Consider the following 22,108-nt stretch of genomic DNA (forward strand, 5'->3'; position numbering starts at 1 on the left):
CAATTTGTTTTTTTCGCCGTATGCGAAGGATTTTTCACTGTTGAAAGCGGAAAGGCGACGAGCTTGGGAGCGGCATTTCTTAATTGGATTGCGGAGAACCACGTCGGTGATCTTGCCAGCATAGCAGGTGTGCTTATTTCTGTCGTCGGCTTTGTGCTTACGGTTTACAACGTCCGTCGGTCGAGAAAAGCTGCAGAACATGCTCGTGACGCCGCGCAAAGCGTAAAAAACAGCATCCAGACATTCGAGACGGTATTTGACCTTAGCAGGGTGATTGGGTTGTTAGAGGAAGTAAAGCGCTCTCACCGAAATAATGAATGGGCACTGCTGCCAGATCGCTATGCCGCTCTGCGAAAGACGCTCATCAACGTTAAAAATCACGTGACCTTTCTGACACTCATGCAGCGGTGCTACAGGGCGCGATAGCTAACCTCAGCGAGATGGAGAGGGCCGTTGAGAAAGCTCTTCCAAGTGTGCCGAATGACGCACGCACTCGATTTAATGCCCTTCTGTCTCAGAACATTGACGAATTGGCCGGCGTGCTCGCAGAGCTAAAGTTCGCAGATACCGGAGTGTGAAGATGGCATACGCAAAGCAAATGAAGCTGGTCAACAAGTTGGTCGAATTGACCAATGCAGGGGAGCTTGAGTGGAAACAATCCGTAAAAAATGATGTGTTTCAGCTATCCCTTCGCGACAATACTATAATGATAAAGCTAAATCATGATGATTTTGACATACCGGATGTCGAAATAGATCTGATCAATGGCGATGGCCAATTGGTCGAGAGTTTCACAGATTCTAATCTTCGAGCAGATAATGAAAGCCCAGAGGAGATGCGGGATAAGTGGTATTCATTGATGTCAGACCTATATGAATCCGCGCGTAGGATTGCCTTGGGCGCAGACAAAGTCTTAAACGAAATCCTCTCGGACCTAGATGACAAGATACCTTTTTGACGACAACCTGAGAGCCAAGCGCGCTTCTTCGTTCTCGGCCGCACCAAGGTTAGCGCCATAAAAGCGCCCCGAGTTCGCGCGGCCGATTGCGGCGCCGCAGCGGGCAAACATCAGCCACATTCCCCATTGCAATATCGTTGCGCTGGCGCTTGGTCAGTGCAAGCCGCCTGCTCGATCTTCGCAAATGAGCGCGCCGCGCGCCTTTTTCGCAGACGCGAGGCGTTCGACGCCGCTCTTTTGGTTCGACGGCGCCCGGAGAGGGAAGCATGGCTGTGTCGTTAAGAGACCGCAGGCCGCCGCCAAAGGCCGACACTATCGAGACGCGCGCCCGCTATGCCTGGCGCGATATTGAAGCCGACAGGCGCATGGCGTCGCCGCGGCCGGCGGGTTCGCGCCAGTCCTACGCAACGGCGTCCGAGCGCAACTTCGAAAGGGTCGAGCGCTTCTTCTATATTGGCGCCGCGGCGCTTGTCGTCGTCGGCACCGCGATCGTCGTCGGCTCCGCGTTCTGGGGCGAGCTTCCGCAAAATGGCGATCCCGCAGATTCGATGACGCCTCAAAAAATAGCGCCTCCCGCGCCGCGCGGCGCGCAAAGCCAGGCGCATCCGGGGGCGCCGGCCGCCAATTTGCGATCGCATGAACAGCCGCCCTCGATCATCGCCGGACCGGTGGAGCCGACAGCGACGCCAGAACGCGCGGCGCCCCCGCAGGACGGGGCGGAATCGGCGCCGGGCGCCCAAGCGTCGAACCCGCTCGCGTCATCCATCGCCAACCTCGAACTCGAGCCGGAATTTCTCAGCGACGGCATCGCGGGAAAGCGCAGAGCGGCGCGCCGCGGGGCGGAAGATGAGGCGTCAGCGGCGGCGAACGTCGCGGGTGAACAGGAGCCGCCCGCGTCCGAAGCGCGAACCGGCAAATGCTACGTCAGAATTTCGGGACGCGTGCTCAACAGCGGCGTCTGTCAGATCTCGCGAAAAGGCGGCGCGGTGATCTTCCAATATTCCGGTCAGACGCTGACGCTTTCTCCGGCCAGGGGAAAAAGCTGGTCTGCGGCGCTCGGCGGCAAAAATCTCGGAAATGTTTACAAGAGCGGATCCTGCTGGGGTTCCAAGAGCACGTATATCTGCGATCGCGGCTAAGCGGCGCCTCGCGCAGCTTTAGAACGCGCTTCCCGATCACATTGCGCTAAGGCTCGCCGGATTTCGGCGGCTCTTGCGCACCATGCTCATGCGCCTGCGGCGCCTGCCTGGCCTTTGGCCCAAGCGTTTTGGCGATGATCGGCTCTGTCGTCGAGGTCCAATCCGGACCGGCGGCGACGATCGGGGTCGGCGCGTCGCCCGGAACCATGTGGACAAGCGAATAGCCGCGCTTTTTCAGTTCGCGCAGAAATTCCGGCAGCATCTGCGCAGTGATCCCCTGCGAATCGTGGAAGAGCACGATGCCTTTGCGGTTCTTTTCAAGCCGCGACAGCACGAGATCGAGTTCGGCCTTGGGCGTCATATGCGACCAGTCCGAGGCCCACAGGTCGGAGCCGAAGATTGTGTAGCCGCGCGCCGTGAGGTCGGCGACGAGCGCGGGCGTATCGGCGAAGCCGGGAAAGCGGAAGAAGGGCGCGGCCGTCGCGCCGAGCGCCTTGTTCACGGCGGCGATGCCCTTGTCGATGTCGGCCTTGGCGGCGTCCTCGCTCATCAGCCTCAGGGTCTTGTCGGGGTGGCTGTAGGAATGGTGAGCGATGGTGTGGCCGTCCGCGGCGGCGCGCTTCACCAGAGCGGGCAGGCTTTCCGCATTCCGGCCGATCAGAAAGAAGGTCACGCGCGCGCATTCCTTGGCGAGCGCGTCGAGCACTTGCGGCGTGGGCGACGCCGGTCCGTCATCGAACGTCAGCACAACCTCATGGTCGCGCAAATCGAGCGTGCGCGGATAGCTTTGCAGGCCGACCGCCGTTCCCTTGGAGCGGTCGACTTCGATGATTCGCGACACGCCAAGCGCGTCGGGTCCGCAGGTCCGTTCCACGGCGGCGGCGTCGCGTGGGGCGCTAGAAACGCTGGCGGCGGATAAACCCACCAGCAGCAAGAGCGCGAACCGCGGGAGGGGAGCGTCGACTGTCGCTTTAGCTCTTTTCAGCAATGGAAAAATGGCGGTCATGACGGCTTCCCGGTTTGATTTCTCGCGCCCCCGGGTTAAGAGCGCGACCATAATATAGCGCGGGACCGCCAATGCCGCTCGATCATGAAGATACGGCGACCGCCGCCGAGGACTTCCGCGACGGCGGAGAGGCGTCTCTCAGCCGGGAATTCGTTCTCGATGTCGAAGGCGCGATTGCGCTGGGCGACTCGGAGCGCGTTCACGAACTCGTCGGCGACCTCCATGAGGCGGACCTTGGCGCCCTGCTTGAGCGCTTAAGCCACGAAGCGCGACCGCGACTTGTCGAACTGATGGGCGCGGACTTCGACTTTACGGCCCTGATGGAGGTCGGCGAAGCGACCCGCGAGGAAATCCTCGACGAACTCCCGGTCGAGACCCTCGTCGAAGGCGTGCGCGACCTCGAAAGCGACGACGCCGTCGCCATTCTCGAAGGTCTGGAGCCGAAAGAACAGGCGGAGGTCCTCGACGCGCTCCCGGCGCAAGAGCGGATCGTCCTGCGTCGCTCGCTGGACTATCCGGAGGATTCCGCCGGGCGCCTGATGCAGACGACGTTTGTCGCGGCGCCCCCCTTCTGGACGGCGGGGCGCGTGCTCGATTTTTTTCGAGAATGCGGTGAAGAGAATCTGCCGGAGAGCTTCTTCGAAGTTTTCGTCGTCGATCCCGGCTACCGTTTGCTCGGGACCGTTTTCCTCGACGCTCTGGTGCGGGCCAAGCCGAGCGCGCGGCTTGACGAAATCATGCAGGAGGATCGGCGGCGGGTGAATGCGACCGAGGACGGCGCCGAGGCGGCGCGGCTCTTCGAGCGCTACAATCTTGTCTCCGTGCCGGTTGTCGATGAATCCGAACGGCTCGTGGGCGTTCTCACCATCGACGACATCGTCGACGTCATCCAGGAGCAGGCCTCGGACGAAATCCTGGCGCTGGGCGGCGTGAACCCCGAAGAAGAGCTGACCGACAATTTCTGGTGGATCGCGCGGAGCCGCTTCACCTGGCTCTCGGTCAATATGTTGACCGCCTTCATCACCTCCAGCGTGCTCAAGCATTTTCAGTTGCAGCTGGAGCAAATGGTGGCGCTGGCGGTGCTGGGACCGATCGTCGCGGGCCAGGGCGGCAATTCCGCGACCCAGACCATGACCGTCGCCGTTCGGGCGCTCGCTACCCGCGAGCTGACCCGCGCCAACGCCATGCGGATTATTTTCCGGGAGCTCGCCATTGGCGCGGTCAATGGCGCGGCCTTTGGCCTGGTGACCGGCATCGTCGCCGCCAACTGGTTCAATAATGTTGGGCTTGGGCCTGTTATCGCCATGGCGATGTTCACGAATCTCGTCGCGGGCGCCTTGGGGGGCATCGTCGTGCCGCTCGCTTTCGACAAGCTCAAGTTCGATCCTGCCGTCGCTTCGGGGCCTTTCGTGACGACCATCACCGACGTGGTCGGCTACGGGGCGTTCCTTACAATCGCCAGTATGTGGTTCCATTTGGGCTGAGGCGCTGGGGCGTTTACGCTCCGTTACCGCCTGCGGAGATAATTTGGAGAAATGCGCCCGTTCAAATATTTTCCCCTGCTTTCCTCCGCCCTCGTGTGCGCCGTATCGGCCGCGGCGACCCTCGCCGGCTGCGGCAGCTCCTATGATCCGAGCTTTTCGCGCCGGCCGCGGTTCCAGACCAGCGCGCCGCTTATCAATCCCAAGCGCGACCCAAGCTTTCTCGCCTACGCCGTGCCGGAGAACGATCTCCATAAATTCCCGGCGACGCGCAGCGCCGAATTCGCCGTCCACGGCATCGACGTGTCGAAATATCAGGGCAATATCGACTGGGAGCAGGTCAAGGACTCGGGCGTCTCCTTCGCCTTCATCAAGGCCACGGAGGGCGGCGACCGGGTCGACTCGAAATTCGCCTACAATTGGGCGGCGGCGAAGGCCGCCGGCGTGCCGCGCGGCGCCTATCACTTCGTTTACTGGTGTCGCCGGCCGCATGAAGAGATTGGCAATTTCGCCAGCGTCGTGCCGAATGAGCCTGACGCGCTGCCGCCGGTGCTCGATGTCGAGGCGACGCCGACGTCGGGAACCTGCAAACGCACGCTCTATCGCGAGGAAGTGCTGCGCGACATGAAGGACATGCTCACGCAGATGGAGCGCCATTACGGCAAGAAGCCGATCATCTATTCCTCGGTCGACTTCTATCAGGCGATCCTGCACTCCGACGCGCTGTCCGAATATCCGATCTGGGTCCGCTCGACGAAATATCACCCACAGGTGCGTTACGGCGACCGCAAATGGACTTTTTGGCAGTATCGCTCGGACGGGCGCGTGCCGGGCATCACCGGCGCGGTGGATCAGAACACCTTCAACGGCTCTGCCGATCACTGGCGAAGCTGGCTCGCGCATGAGACCGGCCTGGCGGCGGCGCCGGTCGCCGCGCGGCCCGCCGACGATCGCGGCGGCAAGCAGCTCATCGAGGAAGATCCGGCGATGCTGTCGGGCGGCGAAAAGAACGCCTATGACAAGGCGGCGAGCGGCCCCGTCCCGCCGGCCGCCGTCCAATAGGAGAAAGCCGCAGCGCCTGATCGCCCTGGTAAAAGCCCTCGCCGGGGTAGCCATCGGGCGAGATTTCGCGTATAGGCCCAACGCCAGTTTCCGCCGCGCGGCGCTCCCGTCCGCGGCCTTCCATTTAGAGAGAGAATAAATGGCCGTTCCGAAGAGAAAAACCTCGCCCATGAAGCGGGGATTCCGTCGCTCCGCCGACGCCCTCAAAGCGCCGACCTATATCGAAGACAAGGATTCCGGGGAGCTCCGCCGGCCGCATCACGTCGACCTCAAGTCCGGCATGTATCGTGGCCGTCAGGTGCTGAAGCCGAAATCCGTCGAGGAATAGTCGCGCCAACGGGTGAGGAAGTGAAAGCGGGCCGTGAGGCTCGCTTTTTTTGTTTTCGAACAGTCATGCGGGCCTTATTCATTCCAGGCGGGCGGGGAACGCTCAGGCTACGCGAAGGTTTGCAAGGGCGTCCTTGCCGGGTAGGATCCTGCGGAGGAAATGCTCGTGAATAGCGTCGATATAGCTATAGTCACTTTTTTTGCAACGTTGCTTGCGGGTATATTTGGATTTTCTGTTACGCGGCGCTCGGGCTTGTCGCTGCGTCCCTATGCGTCTCGGGGGCGATCTTTCTACGGGTAGAGCTTGATCGGCCATTCCAGGGATATTTCACCGTTCCCTCAGACCCGCTGAAGTCGGCAGTCGATATCATTAAGATTGGGTAGGTAATACATATAAATATTTTCTTTTATCTTTGTCTGACAGATTTCGCCAGCGTTAATCAGCGCCGCTGCTGAGCGGACGCGAGCAGCGGCAGCAGGAGCGCCCGCGGCGTCACCGCCGACCCCCAGACGAACAGCCGATTGACGAGGCCCGGCACGATGACGCGCTTGCCGGCCATGAGGCCCTCATAGCCCTGGCGCGCGACTTCCGCCGCCGGCAGCATCGCCGGCTTGATCGCCGTCATGAAGCCGGAGAGATCCATCCCGGCGCGCGCCTGGAATCCGGTCTGCACCGGGCCGGGACACAGGCACGCGACCTTCACCCCCAGCGGCTTCAATTCCTGCGACAGCGCTTCGCTGAAGGAGCGCACATAGGCCTTGGTGGCGTAATAGACCGCAAAGCCCGGTCCCGGCATGAAGGCCGCCACCGAGGCGACGTTGAGCACGCCGCCCTTCGCCGCGACGATCGCCGGCAGAAAGCGCAAGGTCAGCGCGGTGAGCGCGCGCATGTTGAGATCGACGATCGCGAGCTGCTCGGCGGCGTCGAGCTCGATGGCGCGCCCCATGAGGCCAAATCCGGCGTTGTTGACCAGGAAGCGCGGCGTGAGGCCCGCAGCGCCCAAACGTTCCGAGAGCAAATCTATTGCGCCCTCAGTCGTGAGATCGAGTTCGATGGGGAGCGGCCGGACGGCTCCATTGGCGGCGATTTCGTCGGCCAGAGCTTCCAGCCGGTCGCCGCGACGGGCGACGAGCGCAAGTTCATGGCCGTTGGCTGCGAAGATGCGGGCAAGCGCCGCGCCAATGCCGTCGGACGCGCCGGTGATGACTGCGACGGGGCGCGTCACTGGCCGCCATCCTTGCCCAACGACCAGGGGCCGCTCAGCGCCGGCGTGGCGGCGTCGCGGAACTCACGGCGCAGCTCGACGCGTTCGCGGGTCGAGACGCCGAGCAATTCGGCGACGCGCCAGACGACGTTCTCCTCGAATTCATGCACCGCGCCATCGGCATGCGCCATGTCCCAAAGCATGCCGATGATCTGGCGGCGCCCGTCCTCATCGAGCCGGCGCTTCAGAACGCTGGTAAAGCGATAGAGGTCGACGGCGTCGCGCTCGCTCGCCTGCGCGGCGTCGATCAATTCGGCCGCCTCTTCCCCCTGGAGGTTGAAGCGCGCCTCGACGAGCTGCCGGATGCGGGCCTTCTCCTTGTCGTCGAATTGCCCGTCGACCGAGGCGATATGGACGAGAAGCGCGGCGGCGGCGAGCTGATAGTCCGCGGCCTCAAAAGCCTTCGGACGCTCGGCCTCGCCGGTGAGTTCATTGATGAAGTTTTTGAGCGCTGAGAACATGGGCGGCGAAGCTAGCGGGACGGGAGCTGGGTTGCAAATCCGTCGAGAGCGGGGACGGGAAAGGTAGCTTGAAGCGGCACACGCCGTCGCCTTCTAGAACTAGGATCCAAACGTCACGCTGAGGCTTCGCCATGTATTTTTGCGCGGAGACGATTAAGATATCTCGCGATGCTGCGGTTACGTCCGCCTACGAACAAATTTATCGGCGATGGCGAAAAAAAAGAAAAACGATGGCTCTGGTTTGGTTCTCCTACCATTCGCAGGACTTCTGGCTTGGGCGGGTTGGCCGAGCGACCTCAGTAAAATCATAGCGGGTCTTCTAGCGATAGCCGGACTGGGGATTATCGCTGTTTGGATTACGGAGCACGTGAAGTATTCGCGCGCCGTAAGGCGTGTGGATAGTAAGCTCGAAGAAGTTGTTGAAAGCAACATTGAGGCGCTAGCGCGAAGGAGGTCTCAATTATTGCAGCTCGATCCATACGGCAATTTGAAGCCGGAAAAATGGTTAAAGGAGATAGGCTACTTTATTTCGAAGAACCTGTTCTCGGCTCTGAACAGCGATTACGACCGCTTTGTTGCGGCTGGGCGAGCGCCCGAGCTAACTGATTATGTTGAGAGCACGGTTGCTGCGAAAACAGAGCTCGAACCACGTCATCAGGCGTTTCGAGATGAGATGACGCCCATAGAATACGAGCATTACTGTGCCGAAGAACTTAAGCGCAGTGGTTGGGATGCGCGGGTGACGACGGCCAGCCGCGATCAAGGCGTCGACGTGATCGCTCAAAAATCGGGAATTCGGCTTGCGGTTCAATGCAAACTTTACCGATCTCCCGTCGGAAACAAAGCAGTACAAGAGGTCGTTGCAGCCCGAGCTCATGAAGCGGCCGCTTATGGAATTGTCGTAAGCAATAACAGTTATACTCCCTCTGCCCAGGAACTCGCACGAACGAACAATGTTATTTTGCTACACCATCGTGACCTCGCAAAAATCGATAAAATACTAAGCTTTCCCAAAAAAGCCTCTGAACGGGTTTTTGTGCATCCGGAAAGCTCGTCCGAGGAGGTTCCTCGGGAAGCGGCCTTAGAAGCCACTCGTCCGCTGCAGAGCCTTACTATTCTATTTTATACGATGGCGGCGCTGGTATCTGTCATGATCATTTCAATCTTTCTTACCCGCGCTCCTCAGAATAAGATGAGTTCCCGGTCCGTCCAGGACCCAAAACATACGGCGCAAAAAACTCAAGCATCATCCGGAACGTCGACGCCGAGCGCATCAAGTCGCGGGACGTCATCGATCTCCGACGTGACCGCAAAGGATCCGTCGTCGCCTTCCGAAGTAACCGCCCAAACGCTTTCAAGGTCTAGCCAAGATCCAAAGGCGGCGCCATCTGCAACGCCTCGGGGTAATGTCGAGACTGCCGTTGAAGACGGGCACAAGGTGAGTCGTACTCAGACAAGCGCGGCAGACAATCCTCTATCTAATTCCGCTCTAGCCCTGCGTTGTTTGCCGGCGCCCGCCGGAGATACGACATCGATTGATATTTCGATCACAGGTGACAAATGGACGGTGCGACACCGCCAAAAAAAGGGCGCCGCCATTGAGCGCCGCGCACAATATGACATCTTGGATACAAGCAGAGAGCGCGAACTCTCTTGGCAAGGCGTGCATCGTCGGAATCGCGATTTAAAGATGGTCGCTAGCTTGAGCCATCGAAGTCCAAATGGAACTCGCATTTACAAAGAAGAGCTGATCGACGCCAACGTGGGCAGGGTCATGGAAATGACTGCAGTGTGCGAAGAATTGCGCGCCTGGCCCACCCCCCCTCGTCGTGGTCATTAAGAGCAGAACTGATTGTTGAGGAGTTTCGACATGGAGCGGCTCGTCGCAGGCTTGTGTCGATTCACGGCGCGGGAGCGCCGGCGACAGCACAATGCCGCCCGCCTTCGATCACAAGTCGGATTGCTCGAAAAGGGCGAGCGCCGTCGCTCGATCAGCCTGAACAGACTAACCCAGTGACAATGCAACTGTATTGCTGAGCGCTCACAGGACCGCCTGTCGCCATTGGCGATCGGCGCCACGAAATGACCGAAATTGCCGGGCAAAGGCGACATTCTTTACATTCCGAAAAGCAAGTGATGGCAAGGTCTCGGCTCAGCAAAGACGTTCGGCGGGTTTAGGCCGGAGCATTCTCTGGTCGGCAACGGGACATGGGAACTCCAAAATTATGATCATGGACGATGGGATCGCCGACGCCGGCGAAAGAAACGAGGAAGCTCCGCTTGGGCTTCGGTCGGGGCGTCTCAACCGCCGGTCGTTTCTGGTCGGCTCCGCCGCCGGTCTCGGCGCGGCGGGACTCGCCGGTTGCGTGTCTTCCGACGACATGATGCGCGCCGAAGCGGCGAAGCTTTACGGGCCGGTTCCCAACGACAAATTCGCGATCCCCGCGGTCGACATCAGCAGGGTCGATCCGAGATATTTTCGCCAGAAAGTGCGCTACGACAGCAAGGAAGCGCCCGGCACGATCATCGTCGATCCTGGCAAATTCCATCTTTACCGCATCGAAGGCGACGGAATGGCCACGCGCTATGGCGCCAATGTCAGCCGCCCCGGGTTCCTGTGGAGCGGTGAAGTCTATGTCGGGCGCAAGGCCGAGTGGCCCACCTGGACGCCGCCCAAGGAGATGATCGCCCGCCAGCCGGAGGCGCGCAAATATGCCGGCGGCATGCCGGGAGGTCTGGAGAATCCGCTCGGCGCCCGCGTGCTGTATCTCTATAAAAACGGCGTCTACACGGTCTACACGATCTACAGCACCAGCGACCCCGATACGCTCGGGCAGGGCATCACGAGCGGCTGCACCGGCCTCCTCAGCCAGGACATGATCGACCTTTACGCCCGAACCCCGGTCAAGACCAAGGTGGTGATGCTGCCGGCGTAGCCAACGCCCGCGCCACCGCGGCGGCGCAAAGAACAGGGCCGCAACGCTCTCAAGCTGAGGAGAATCTCCGCTGCTGAGACCACTCAATGCGGACAGCGTTTCACAGCCGTCCAAACAGAGCGCTCCCCTCACCACGCCCGCTTGCTGTTTCACTCGCTATTCGACAGAGTGGCCGCTCGCGCGATCGGCTGGCGGAATTGAAGAAGGGCGCTTCGAATTACGACCGAACCCTTAGATCCCCAATATAGCGCAGTGCTCGCGCAAGCGATCGTGGACACTGTGCGCGACCCTTTGCTGGTGCTTGACTGCCATTTCGGCGTAACCGCAGCGAGCCGATCTTTTCTCCATGTTTTTGAAGCGCGCCCCGAAGACGTCATCGGACGTTCCGTTTTTGAAATCTTGCACGGCTGTTTCAAAATCCCGCGCCTGGTCTCCCTATTAAATAAGGTCTTGCCTGAGCACGCCACCGCGGAAGACTTTGAAATCGACGCCGTCTTTCCGCGCGTCGGGCGCCGCGCCCTGATTGTGAACGCGCGAGAAGTCTTCTTTGTTGGCAACACGCACAAAGCTATTTTGCTCTCTTTCGTAGACGAGACCGATCGGCGCAAAATTGAGAAAGAGAAAGAATCGCTTCACAACGAAACCCGGAGGCTGCTTCGCGAGAAAGAAGTGCTGCTGCTTGAAATGCAGCACCGCATTTTCAACAGTTTGCAAATCATTGCGAACATTCTCATGATGAAGACGCGCATCACGACGTCCGAAGAGGCGCGGCGCCATCTCGAGGACGCCTATTCCCGCGTGATGTCGGTCGCGACGTTGCAGAGGCATATTGATACTGCGGGCCGATCGGAGCTGGTCGAAGTTGTTCCCTATCTGACGACGCTATGCGATGGCCTTGCGGCCTCGGTGATTGGCGAGGAGAAAAAGATTTCCCTCAAATACGCGTTCGACTCCGCCATGATTCCTCCGACGGAAGCGGTAAGTATCGGCTTGATCGTGACGGAGACGGTTATCAACGCGGTGAAATATGCTTTTCCTCAGAATCGTCCCGACGCGGAAATTCTCGTCAGATACGAGACCTCCGGGGCCGACTGGCGGCTCACGGTGTCGGATAACGGCGTCGGCAAGCAAAAAGAGAATGGCGTCGCGCCTCCCGCTGAGGGCCTAGGCAGCACGCTCGTGAAAGCGCTGACACAACAGATCAAGGCGCAGATCGAAACAACAAGCAGTCCGAAAGGACTGACCGTGGCGATCAGTCATACGACTTTCAGTCCGCGTCTCGCATAGTTCAGTTCGGCGACCCGTGAGCATTCCCAGAACGGTTTGGCGCCGTCAAAGCTTATTCAGGTTCGTCTGCTGGCGTGCAGCTCGACGAGCAGATCAGCTATCCCCTCGGGCAGCGGCTCCGTTAGGATTTTGTCGAACTTGGCTCGCAGAAGCTTGCCGACCTTCTCAAGAGCATCGGACTGCGCTTTCAGGGCGGAAGTGTCCAGCTTCCGCCTGTTGACCGGCGGATTGTGGGGCATGATGTATACTCCTTGAAGGCAGGTAAACTCCTACCCACCAGGATTGTTCCTAAAAGGAAAATATTGAAAAAATAAAATGTTAGCCGTGACTGAAGTGCAGGCTTGATTTTAGGAACAGGATGCGTTCGCCATCCGGTTGGGGCATTCCCCAAGCGGATAATCGGAAGCCCCTAAACCTGAAGGCGATCTGCCCCCTCGGATCCGGCGGCAACTACCCTCCTCTATACAACGCCAATTCTAGCGCCGCAGAGACGTCGTCGTCGTCAGCTCTTGATACGCCTGAGGCAGCAAACGCGCGAGCAGCGCCCCCCACGCGCGCTGTTCGCTGTCGCCGGCAATCAGGTCCTGGCGGATCTCGACCTCGACGTGTAGCAGGCCGCGCCGCTCGCCATGCACCGGAATGGTGTAATCCGTCTCATCGGTCACGCTATAAGGCTCGTTATCGCCCACGATGAGTCCGTCTTCGCGTCTGAGCGAAGCGATCAGCAGATCGGCGAAACGCGCGTCGCGATTGTACAGCACGCCGGCATGCCAGGGCCGCGCCGCGCCCATGTAGACCGGCGTAAAACTATGCATCGCGATCAACGCGGCCGGCCGGCCCTCCCGCCATCGTCGATCAAGCTCGGCTTTGATCCGATGATGATAGGGCTGAAAAATCTCGCGCAGCCGCGCGTCCTTCTGGCCTTCGCTCAAACCGACGTTCCCAGGGACCGGGGTAAACTCGCTGATTTCGGGGATTGACGTCTCTGACCCCGGCGCGCGGTTGCAGTCGATGACCAGGCGCGAATAGTTCTGCTGCACCAAAGTGGCGTCGAGCGCGTCCGCGACGAAGCGGGAAACCGCGGCGACGCCGATGTCCCAGGCGATATGGCGCGCCAATTCGCTTTCCGGAACGCCGAGCCGGCCGAGCGCGCGCGGGAGGGAGTTGCCCGCGTGATCGACCACGATCAGCAGCGGCGAGCGGCCGTTTTCATTGTGCACCGTGATCGGCGCGGGGTCATCGGCCGCCAACAGTCTGTATGGCGTTCCAGTCATGGGCGTTCTCTTCGTTGGAGCGGCGACGGCGCAAAGCGATAAACGAGTCTTGTTCCTGGCGTGGAAATTGCGTCCTACCGGAACTTGCATTATCCGCATCTTGGATCAACGCGGGACCGCAATGCCGATTCTCACCGTCCGACACGTCACGACTTACCATTATGCGCAGCCTGTCGCATTCGGCGAGCACCGGATGATGCTGCGTCCGCGCGACGACGACGACCAAATCGTGCTCGAGTCCGAACTCGAGATTACGCCCGCGCCGAGCCAAATCTCCTGGACGCGGGATATTTTCGGCAATCATGTCGCGACGGCTCGTTTCGAGGAACGGGCCTGCGAGCTTCGCGTCGAAAGCACCATGCGTCTTCGCCACGCGCCAACCGACTTCAAAGAAGCCGATATTGAGGACTTTGCGCGGAGCCATCCGTTCGCCTACGGCGAGGAAGAAAGCCGCGATCTCGCGCGCTTCCTCACGCCGCAGTCGCAGCATCCCCGGCTCGATCGCTGGGCCGCCGCGTTCCTGCGTGAGGACGGATCGGCCGACACCTACAAGCTTCTCGTCGATATGACGCAGACCATCAACCGGACCTTCAAGCATGTGGCGCGACACGAGAAGGGCGTGCAGGACCCGATCCAGACTTTGGAGCTCGCGAGTGGAAGTTGTCGCGACCTTGCGACGCTGATGATCGCGGCGCTGCGCGCGCTTGGAATCGCCGCGCGATTCGTCTCCGGATATCTGCATCTTGACGATGATGACGACGGCGACGACATCGGGGGCAACACCCATGCCTGGGTCCAGGCCTATATCGCCGGCCCTGGCTGGGTTGACTTCGATCCATCGAGCGGCATGTTCGGGAATCGGAACTTGGTGCGCATCGCGGTCGTGGATGAGCCAAGGAAAGCGATTCCGCTGCAAGGAACATGGATCGGGACCGCGTCCGACCATCTCGCCATGAAGGTCGCCGTCAAAGTCGCCGCTGCTGCGGACGCCGAATGCGGCCCTCTCATGTGCGCGGGAGGATAATGCCCGACCGTTGCGACGGCTCCGCTTGTTCGAGCAGAGGAGGCTTTCCCGATGAAAATTCGCGCCGGCTACGAAATCACCTATGACTGCCCGCAGCCGACGCCGATGATTCTGACGCTGAGCGTTCATCCATCACGCATCGCCGATGTGCTGACCGCCGATCGCATGCGCCTCGATCCCCCCATCCCCGCCAACACCTATCACGACAGTTTCGGCAATTTCTGCCACGTCATCCGCGCGCCTGTGGGCCGGCTGACAATGTCCTCGGACTTTCTTGTGCAGGACAATGGCGAGCCCGACCCAATCGCCGCGCAGGCCGAGCAGCACGCGCTCGAAGACCTGCCGGTGGAGGTTCTGATTTATCTGCTCGGCAGCCGCTATTGCGAGACCGATCGCCTGTCGGATTTGGCGTGGTCGCTTTTCGGTCAGGTTCAGAAGGGTTGGCCGTTGGTGCAGGCGATCTGTGACTATGTCCATGATCGCATCGAGTTTGATTACGAGCATGCGAGCGCGACAAGAACGGCATGGGACGCCAATGCGGATCGACGCGGCGTGTGCCGCGACTTCGCCCATCTCGCTGTCGCCTTATGCCGCTGCATGAATATTCCAGCGCGTTATTGCACCGGCTATCTTGGCGACATCGGCGTGCCGCCGGACGACGCCGCGATGGATTTCAGCGCCTGGTTCGAAGTCTATCTCGGCGGCCGCTGGCACACGTTCGACGCTCGCCACAACACCCCGCGAATCGGGCGCATCCTGATTGCGCGCGGACGAGATGCGACCGACGTCGCGATGGTGACCTCATTTGGCCCGTGCACGCTCGCGAGCTTCAGGGTCATCGCCGAGGAGGTCACGGCGCCGGCGCCGGCGTCCGGGAATTGACATAAACGCATCTTTATATCTTTATTGCCTTCCTCGCCCACCCCTGCTATAGGCTCGGTCCGAGCCGCTGGCGTAATCCAGCGGCGCGTATTCGGTTGAGCCATTCGCTTGGCGTGTCGTCCCTGGCCAGCCTCAGGCCTGACCGGGAATCCAGAGCCGAGAGATGCCGGCTTTGCTCTGATACCCCATCGCTTCGCGATGCGAAGCGTCGGGAATGACAGCCGACGAGCCGCACGAGAAACAGAAGGATTTCGCATGACCGCACATCACTTTAACGATTTCGCCGTCACCGACCTTTCGCTGGCGGAATGGGGCCGCAAGGAAATCGCCATCGCCGAGACGGAAATGCCCGGCCTGATGGCGACCCGCAGCGAATATGGCCCGTCGCAGCCGCTGAAAGGCGCGCGCGTCGCCGGCTCGCTGCACATGACCATCCAGACGGCGGTGCTGATCGAGACTTTGAAGGCGCTCGGCGCCGACGTGCGCTGGGCCTCCTGCAACATCTATTCGACCCAGGACCACGCCGCCGCCGCCATCGCCGCGACCGGCACGCCGGTCTTCGCCAAAAAGGGCGAGAGCCTCGAAGACTATTGGGATTACACCCACAAGATCTTCGAATGGGGCGACGGCGGCTGCCCGAACATGATCCTCGACGACGGCGGCGACGCCACGCTCCTCATTCATCTCGGGCTGCGCGCCGAGCAGGGCGACGTCGCCTTCCTCGAAACGGCTTCGAATGAAGAAGAAGAGGTTCTCTACGCCTCGATCAAGAAGCGCCTGAAGGCCAATCCGGGCTTCTACAAGCGCAACGCCGAGGCGATCAAAGGCGTCACCGAAGAGACGACGACGGGCGTGCATCGCCTTTATGTCATGCACAAGGAGGGCAAGCTCCTCTGGCCGGCGATCAACGTCAACGACTCGGTCACCAAGTCGAAATTCGACAATCTCTATGGCTGCCGCGAGTCGCTCGTCGATGGCGTGCGCCGCGCCACCGACGTGATGATGGCCGGCAAGGTCGCCGTCATCGCCGGCTATGGCGACGTGGGCAAAGGCTCGGCGGCGTCGCTGCGCAACGCCGGCTGCCGCGTGCTCGTCACCGAAATCGATCCGATCTGCGCCCTGCAGGCGGCGATGGAAGGCTATGAAGTCACGACGATGGAAGACGCCGCGCCGCGCGGCGACATCTTCTGCACGGCGACGGGCAATGTCGACGTCATCACCGTCGACCATATGCGCGCCATGAAGGACCGCGCCATCGTCTGCAACATCGGCCATTTCGACTCGGAGATTCAGGTCGCCGGCCTGAAGAACCTGAAGTGGCACAATGTGAAGCCGCAGGTCGACGAGATCGAGTTCGCGGACGGCAAGCGCATCCTGCTGCTCGCCGAAGGCCGCCTCGTGAATCTCGGCTGCGCGACCGGCCACCCGTCCTTCGTGATGTCGGCGTCTTTCACCAATCAGACGCTGGCGCAGATCGAGCTGTGGACGAAGCAGGGCCAGTATCCGGTCGGCGTCTACACGCTGCCCAAGCACCTCGACGAGAAGGTCGCCTCGCTGCATCTCGACAAGATCGGCGTGAAGCTGACGCAGATGACCGACGAGCAGGCCAAATACCTAAACCTGCCGAAGAACGGCCCGTTCAAGCCGGAACATTACCGGTATTGAACGCGGTTCAGGTTTTCGCACATTTGCGGCCTCGCTCCTTGCCTGGAGCGAGGCCGTCTTTTGAGAGCGGTCGGCTGAAGGTTGGGCGTTTGCGCATCCCTCCTCTTTACGGGGAGGGTGGCCCCGCGAAGCGGGGTCGGGTGGGGAAAAATTTGCTCTAGTGGCGTGACGAGACCCCCACCCGGCGGTCCGCAGGCAAGTTTACGCAGGCTGCGTAAACTTGCCTGCGTCCGCCGACCTCCCCGCAAGGGGGAGGTATTTCGCGCTTAACGCGAGGGATCGAGCTTTCCGAACGCCCCTGCACATTCGCTTTTCAAAGATTCCGTTTTGAGCAATTGCGCTTTAGATTGGGGTTGATTCGTGTGCGGCGCGGCGGGCCACCGACGGAGCCCTCCGTCTTCCTGTCGTCGGAGCCTATCCGCAGCCTGCGCTCGGCAGGCTGCGTCCGCGTTTGCAAGAACCGTTTACGGCGTTGTTGTGATGAGCACCCGCAATTGATCGTGGAGACCGGTTCTCATGACGCGCCCATTCGATCGCTTGCCAGCAGAGTCGTTCTCGCAATGACGCGACGGCGGCGTGCGATCAACCACTCTGGCGCTCCTCCCTTCGCCGGCGCTTCCCTCGGGTCTTTGCTTCTATGGCTCGAGGCGACGCCGGCGCGCGCGTCAGGCTTCCTCGAGGATCTGGCGATCGATCCGCAAATCGTTAGCTTTGCTTTTAGCGGCGGACTGGCGATTTTCGCCGCGGCCATCGTCGCGACGCATGTGCGCGAGCGCGCCGCCTGGCGTCGCCGCGAAGCCGCCTTGAGCGTCGAGCTCGACGACGCCCGCGCCCAGCTCGGCCGAGCGAAAACCTTTCTCGCCTCCGAGCCGCAGATCTTCGTCGCCTGGACCACGCCCGACGCCGAGCCCGACATCCATTCTTCGTCGCTGATCATGACCGGGGCTGTCGCCGCGCCGCGCCGCATATTGAGCTTTGGCGCCTGGCTTGCGCCCAAGGACGCTCAGGCGCTCGAAAGCGCCGTGGACCGTCTGCGGAAGAGCGGCGAAAGCTTCCGCTTGGCGCTTGCCGGGGTCGCCGGTCGGCATTTTGACGCCGACGGGCGAGCGGTGGGCGGCAGCGTCGTGTTGCGCATCCGTGAAGTCTCCGGCGATCGGTTGGAGCTGATCGGCCTTCGCGAGCGCTATGCCTCGGCGCAATCGGAACTCTCCGGTCTGCGCGCGATGCTCCAGGCGCTGCCCGCGCCATTTTGGATACGCGACGACGCGGGCGAACTCGTCTTCGTCAACGACGCCTATGCGCAGGCGGTCGAAGCGAAGAATCCCGAGGACGCCCTCGCCCGCAAACTGGAGTTGCTCGACGAATCGGCCCGCATCGCCGCCGAGGCGGCGCGCGCCAAGAACAGCGTCTGGCGCGAGCGCGTCAACGCCGTCGTGGCGGGCGAGCGTCATCGGCTCGACGTCACGCAGGCCTCCGCCTCGGGCGCCGCCGCCGCCCTCGCCATCGATCGTCATGAAGTCGAGACGGTGCGTGCCGATCTTGAGCAGCAGATGCAATCGCATGTGCGCACGCTCGATCAGCTGCCGACCGCGGTGGCGAGCTTCGATCGCGCGCGGCGCCTCATTTACAGCAACGACGCTTACGCCAAGCTGTGGCAGCTTGACCCCAGGTTCCTCGAACAACGGCCGACCGACGGACAGATTCTTGACCGTCTGCGCGCCGAGCAGCGCGTGCCCGTCGAGTCGGATTACAGGGCCTGGAAGGAGCGGCTGTTCGAAGCCTATCGCTCGCCGGAGCCCATACGTCACACGTGGCATCTGCCGGATGGCCGCATCATCGACGTCGTCGCGCATCCGAACCCCAAAGGCGGCGTCACCTATCTTTATGACGACACCACCAAGGCTTACGATCTCCAGACGCGCTTCAACGCGCTTGCCCGCATGCAGAGCGAAACGCTCGAGACGCTGCACGAGGGCGTGGCGGTTTTCGGTTCCGACGGGCGTTTGAAGTTCAGCAATCCCGCCTTCGCGTGTTTGTGGCGGCTCGATCCCGAGGAACTCACGAAACGCCCGCGCTTCGACGCGCTCGCCGCGAGATGTCGCGCGCTGCACGCCACAGAGGAGACATGGGCGGCGTTGCAAGGCTTCGTCACCGGTCTCAATGAGTTGCGCGAAGGCTTCACCCGGCGCATCGAACGCAGCGATGGCGTCGTCTTGGACTGTACGGCGCAATCTCTGCTCGATGGCGCGGCGCTCCTCACCTTCGTCGACGTTTCCGCCGACGTGAATGTCGAGCGCGCCTTGACGGATCGCAACAAGGCGCTGCTCGCCGCAGAAAAGCTGCGCAACGACTTCATCCATCACGTCAGTTACGAGTTGCGCTCGCCGCTCAACAACATCAACGGCTTCGTGCATCTCCTCGGAGAGGACTCGACCGGCTCGCTCAATCCGCGCCAGCGCGAATATCTTGGCTATGTCAACAAATCCTCCGCGGCGCTGCTCGCCATCGTCGACGATATTCTCGATCTGGCGACAATCGACGAGGATGCGCTGGAGCTTGAAGTATCCGAGGTCGACGTCGAGGCCACAATGCGCGCCGCGATCGAAGGCGTGCAGGATCGACTCGCCGAAAATTCAATCGACGTGCAGATCGTCGCCATGGACGATGTCGGAACGTTCCGCGGCGACGCCAAACGCGTGCGCCAGATCCTGTTCAATCTTCTTTCGAACGCCATCGGATTTTCGCGTCCGGGGCAGACGGTGACGCTTGCCGTGTTGCGGCGCGAGACCGAAATCGTCTTCAAAGTCACGGATCGCGGACGCGGCATTTCGCCGGAAATCCTCGAACGCATCTTCGATCGCTTTGAGTCGCACACCGCCGGTTCGCGCCACCGCGGCGTCGGGCTCGGCCTTTCCATCGTGCGCGCCTTGATGGAGCTGCATGGCGGCAGGGTCTTGATTGATTCGGCCCCTGGCGAAGGCACGACCGTAACCTGTATCTTTCCGGCGCATGCCGCGCAGGAAGAGGCGCCTCTCCTGGCGGCGAGCGCTGGAGGCGCGGAATGAGCGAGGAGGCAGCGCCGAAATCGGTCTGGCGCCTCGACGTCGCCAGCGAAGCCGAGACGGTCGAACTCGCGCAAGAACTTTCGGCGCTCGTTCGCAACGGCGACGCCGTCATGCTTTCAGGCGATCTCGGCGCCGGCAAGACCACGTTCGCGCGCGCGATGATCCGCGCTTTGGTCGAAGACCCGCTGCTTGAGGCGCCAAGCCCGACCTTCACGCTGATGCAAGTCTACGAGGGCGCAGGCAATCGCGTCGTCCATGCCGACTTCTATCGGCTGGAGAACACTGGCGAGCTTGAGGGATTAGGCTGGGAGGAGGCGACCGACGACGCGATCGTGCTCGTCGAATGGGCCGAACGTGCGCGCGAAGCGCTCTCGCCCGATCGTCTCGAAGTGCGACTGAGTTTCGTCGATGGCGACAATCGCGAGGCGCGTCGGTTCACCATTTCCGGCTATGGCGGCTTCGTGTCGCGCCTCGCGTCCTTCAAGGCGCTGCGCGAACTTCTGCGAAAGGCGGGCTGGGCCGGCGCCAAGCGCCATTTCCTGCAGGGCGACGCCTCGACGCGCGCCTATGAGCGGCTCGAAAAGGAAAATGGACAGCGCGCGATCCTGATGATCTCGCCGGCGCGGCCGGACGGACCGCCGATCCGCTTCGGCAAATCCTATAGCGCGATCGCGCGCCTCGCCGAAAATGTCGTTCCTTTCGTCGCCATGTCTCAAGGGCTGCGCGGAGTGGGCCTTTCGGCGCCCGAAGTCTACGCCAAAGATGTCGACGCCGGCTTGCTGATCATCGAGGATCTTGGCGGCGAGGGCGTCGTCGACGGGAGCGGCCCGATCGTCGAGCGCTATCTCGAAGCGGCGGGCGCGCTCGCCTATCTTCATGCGCAGCGCCTGCCGGATACGATCACGATCGAAGGCGACGGCGATTACCACATCCCGCCCTATGACATCGACGCGTTGCTGATCGAAGTGGAATTGCTCGCCGACTGGTATCTCACGCGCCAGAAGGCGTCGGTCTCGTCCGGCGCCAAGGCCATCTTTCTCAACCTTTGGCGCCAGGCGCTCGTTGATGTCGCGGGTGCCGGGCCGACTTGGACGCCGACTTGGACTCTGAGGGACTATCACTCTCCCAATCTTTTGTGGCTGGCGCAGCGGAATGGGCTGGCGCGGATCGGCATCCTCGATTTCCAGGACTGTGTGCTCGGCCATCCCGCCTATGACGTTGCTTCGCTAGGGCAGGACGCCCGCATCGACGTGCCCGACGATTTGGAGTTGAAGCTCCTCGCCCATTACGCCAAACTGCGCCGCGACGCCGACTCCGCATTCGACATGGGCGCTTTCGCCAAGGCTTATGCGATCCTGGCGGCGCAGCGCGCGACAAAGATCCTGGGGATCTTCGCGCGGCTGGATCAGCGCGACGGCAAGCCGCAATATCTCGCGCATCTTCCGCGCGTTGAATCCTATCTTAAAAAGAGCCTCCGCCATCCGGCGCTGGCCGACATCAGGGCGTGGTATGAGGCCAACATCCCCGGCTTGTTTCGCGACGCCTGAGAAGCGAGCGCTCGCGCCTGCGCCGAGCGTCGCCATGGTGTTCGCCGCCGGGCTTGGCGCGCGCATGCGGCCGATCACCGAGAAGACGCCAAAGCCGCTCGTTTCAGTGGCCGGCCGCACGCTGATCGACCGCGCGCTCGACGAATTCGAGAACGCCGGCGTCGAACTGGCGATCGTCAACGTCCATCATCTCGCCGATCAAATCGAAACGCATCTCGCGAGCCGCGTCCGACCGCGAGTCGTCATTTCTGACGAACGCGCGCTGCTGCTGGATCAAGGCGGCGGGATCAAGAAAGCGCTTCCGCTGATCGGCAACGAGCCGTTTTTCGTCTGCAACACCGACGCGTTCTGGATCGACGCGGCGCGCTCCAATGTCCTTGCGCTTGCGGACGCCTTTGACCCCGAGATGATGGACGCGGCGCTGCTGCTCGCGCCGACATCCGGAAGCGTCGGAGTCGACTGGGGCGGCGATTTCGATCTGGACGCTGAAGGGCGCATTATTCGCCGCGATGGCCAGAAACCTTATGTGTATACCGGCGTGGGCCTCATGAAGCCGCAGCTCTTCGCCGGCGTCGCGGATGATGTCTTCAAGCTCGCGCCCTTCTTCTTCGAGGCGGCGCGCAAGGGGCGGCTCTATGGCGTCGTCTCCAGCGGTCTCTGGCTTCACGTCGGCACGGTCGCGGCCATTGCAGAAGCCGAGCGTGCGATCGCTGTGCGCCGGAGTTGAGC

General features: G+C 61.5%; 20 protein-coding genes. 15 read left to right on the forward strand and 5 right to left on the reverse strand.

What is annotated here, in order from left to right; genetic code table 11:
* Positions 1–63: 63 nt before the first annotated feature.
* From ACPS74_RS12650 to ACPS74_RS12660, 3 genes are all read left to right on the forward strand, one after another.
* Positions 64–426: a hypothetical protein gene (locus ACPS74_RS12650; RefSeq protein ID WP_425622379.1), complete on the forward strand. Its 363-nt coding sequence runs from the start codon at positions 64–66 to the stop codon at positions 424–426.
* 154 nt (positions 427–580) lie between these two features.
* On the forward strand, positions 581–958 hold the full coding sequence (locus tag ACPS74_RS12655; protein ID WP_029648930.1) for a hypothetical protein: 378 nt from the start codon (positions 581–583) through the stop codon (positions 956–958).
* Positions 959–1,224: 266 nt separating this feature from the next.
* Complete coding sequence (locus tag ACPS74_RS12660) at positions 1,225–2,097, forward strand: hypothetical protein (RefSeq protein ID WP_029648933.1); 873 nt, start codon at positions 1,225–1,227, stop codon at positions 2,095–2,097.
* 46 nt (positions 2,098–2,143) lie between these two features.
* Here the strand turns inward: ACPS74_RS12660 and ACPS74_RS12665 are convergent, their stop codons facing one another.
* Positions 2,144–3,103: a polysaccharide deacetylase family protein gene (locus ACPS74_RS12665; protein WP_239755120.1), complete on the reverse strand. Its 960-nt coding sequence runs from the start codon at positions 3,101–3,103 to the stop codon at positions 2,144–2,146.
* A gap of 71 nt (positions 3,104–3,174) precedes the next feature.
* Here ACPS74_RS12665 and mgtE point away from each other — a divergent pair, with 71 nt between their 5' ends.
* The 3 genes from mgtE (at position 3,175) to rpmF (ending at position 5,974) form a co-directional block, all read left to right on the forward strand.
* Positions 3,175–4,587 (forward strand): magnesium transporter, encoded by a 1,413-nt coding sequence (mgtE, locus tag ACPS74_RS12670; RefSeq protein ID WP_029648936.1) that lies wholly within the window; start codon positions 3,175–3,177, stop codon positions 4,585–4,587.
* 51 nt (positions 4,588–4,638) lie between these two features.
* Positions 4,639–5,646, forward strand: a complete 1,008-nt coding sequence (locus tag ACPS74_RS12675) for a glycoside hydrolase family 25 protein (RefSeq protein ID WP_029648937.1) — start codon at positions 4,639–4,641, stop codon at positions 5,644–5,646.
* Positions 5,647–5,785: 139 nt separating this feature from the next.
* Positions 5,786–5,974, forward strand: a complete 189-nt coding sequence (gene rpmF, locus ACPS74_RS12680; protein WP_014891260.1) for a 50S ribosomal protein L32 — start codon at positions 5,786–5,788, stop codon at positions 5,972–5,974.
* Positions 5,975–6,413: 439 nt separating this feature from the next.
* Here rpmF and ACPS74_RS12685 read toward each other — a convergent pair whose 3' ends face one another.
* Both ACPS74_RS12685 and ACPS74_RS12690 read right to left on the reverse strand, forming a co-directional pair.
* Complete coding sequence (locus ACPS74_RS12685; protein WP_029648938.1) at positions 6,414–7,199, reverse strand: SDR family NAD(P)-dependent oxidoreductase; 786 nt, start codon at positions 7,197–7,199, stop codon at positions 6,414–6,416.
* Positions 7,196–7,699: a TerB family tellurite resistance protein gene (locus ACPS74_RS12690; RefSeq protein ID WP_029648939.1), complete on the reverse strand. Its 504-nt coding sequence runs from the start codon at positions 7,697–7,699 to the stop codon at positions 7,196–7,198. Before ACPS74_RS12690 ends, ACPS74_RS12685 begins: the two co-directional genes overlap by 4 nt.
* A gap of 208 nt (positions 7,700–7,907) precedes the next feature.
* On the opposite strand from ACPS74_RS12690, the gene ACPS74_RS12695 reads away from it, so the two are divergent.
* The 3 genes from ACPS74_RS12695 (at position 7,908) to ACPS74_RS12705 (ending at position 11,922) form a co-directional block, all read left to right on the forward strand.
* Positions 7,908–9,539 carry a restriction endonuclease gene (locus ACPS74_RS12695; RefSeq protein ID WP_083481310.1) on the forward strand — a complete coding sequence of 544 codons (1,632 nt, stop codon included), beginning with the start codon at positions 7,908–7,910 and terminating at the stop codon, positions 9,537–9,539.
* Positions 9,540–9,924: 385 nt separating this feature from the next.
* On the forward strand, positions 9,925–10,635 hold the full coding sequence (locus ACPS74_RS12700; protein WP_029648941.1) for a L,D-transpeptidase: 711 nt from the start codon (positions 9,925–9,927) through the stop codon (positions 10,633–10,635).
* 270 nt (positions 10,636–10,905) lie between these two features.
* A complete protein-coding gene (locus tag ACPS74_RS12705; protein ID WP_239755107.1) occupies positions 10,906–11,922 on the forward strand; it encodes a sensor histidine kinase in 1,017 nt (338 codons plus the stop codon).
* Positions 11,923–11,978: 56 nt separating this feature from the next.
* Here ACPS74_RS12705 and ACPS74_RS12710 read toward each other — a convergent pair whose 3' ends face one another.
* Positions 11,979–12,161 (reverse strand): hypothetical protein, encoded by a 183-nt coding sequence (locus ACPS74_RS12710; RefSeq protein ID WP_029648944.1) that lies wholly within the window; start codon positions 12,159–12,161, stop codon positions 11,979–11,981.
* Positions 12,162–12,398: 237 nt separating this feature from the next.
* Positions 12,399–13,196 carry an N-formylglutamate amidohydrolase gene (locus tag ACPS74_RS12715; RefSeq protein ID WP_029648946.1) on the reverse strand — a complete coding sequence of 266 codons (798 nt, stop codon included), beginning with the start codon at positions 13,194–13,196 and terminating at the stop codon, positions 12,399–12,401.
* Positions 13,197–13,317: 121 nt separating this feature from the next.
* On the opposite strand from ACPS74_RS12715, the gene ACPS74_RS12720 reads away from it, so the two are divergent.
* From ACPS74_RS12720 to ACPS74_RS12745, 6 genes are all read left to right on the forward strand, one after another.
* Complete coding sequence (locus tag ACPS74_RS12720; protein WP_029648947.1) at positions 13,318–14,220, forward strand: transglutaminase family protein; 903 nt, start codon at positions 13,318–13,320, stop codon at positions 14,218–14,220.
* A 51-nt stretch (positions 14,221–14,271) separates the two neighbouring features.
* Positions 14,272–15,102, forward strand: a complete 831-nt coding sequence (locus tag ACPS74_RS12725; protein WP_029648948.1) for a transglutaminase-like domain-containing protein — start codon at positions 14,272–14,274, stop codon at positions 15,100–15,102.
* Positions 15,103–15,357: 255 nt separating this feature from the next.
* Positions 15,358–16,767: an adenosylhomocysteinase gene (ahcY, locus tag ACPS74_RS12730; protein WP_029648949.1), complete on the forward strand. Its 1,410-nt coding sequence runs from the start codon at positions 15,358–15,360 to the stop codon at positions 16,765–16,767.
* A 560-nt stretch (positions 16,768–17,327) separates the two neighbouring features.
* Positions 17,328–19,832 (forward strand): ATP-binding protein, encoded by a 2,505-nt coding sequence (locus tag ACPS74_RS12735; RefSeq protein WP_029648950.1) that lies wholly within the window; start codon positions 17,328–17,330, stop codon positions 19,830–19,832.
* The gene (gene tsaE / locus ACPS74_RS12740) at positions 19,829–21,379 is read left to right on the forward strand and encodes a tRNA (adenosine(37)-N6)-threonylcarbamoyltransferase complex ATPase subunit type 1 TsaE (protein ID WP_029648952.1); all 1,551 of its coding nucleotides are present in this window, start codon (positions 19,829–19,831) and stop codon (positions 21,377–21,379) included. The genes ACPS74_RS12735 and tsaE overlap by 4 nt, the downstream gene beginning before the upstream one ends.
* Positions 21,380–21,413: 34 nt before the next feature.
* Positions 21,414–22,106, forward strand: a complete 693-nt coding sequence (locus tag ACPS74_RS12745; protein WP_029648953.1) for a nucleotidyltransferase family protein — start codon at positions 21,414–21,416, stop codon at positions 22,104–22,106.
* Positions 22,107–22,108 lie beyond the last annotated feature (2 nt).

It is taken from the genome of Methylocystis sp. SB2 (genome assembly GCF_049817085.1).
Lineage (GTDB): Bacteria > Pseudomonadota > Alphaproteobacteria > Rhizobiales > Beijerinckiaceae > Methylocystis > Methylocystis rosea.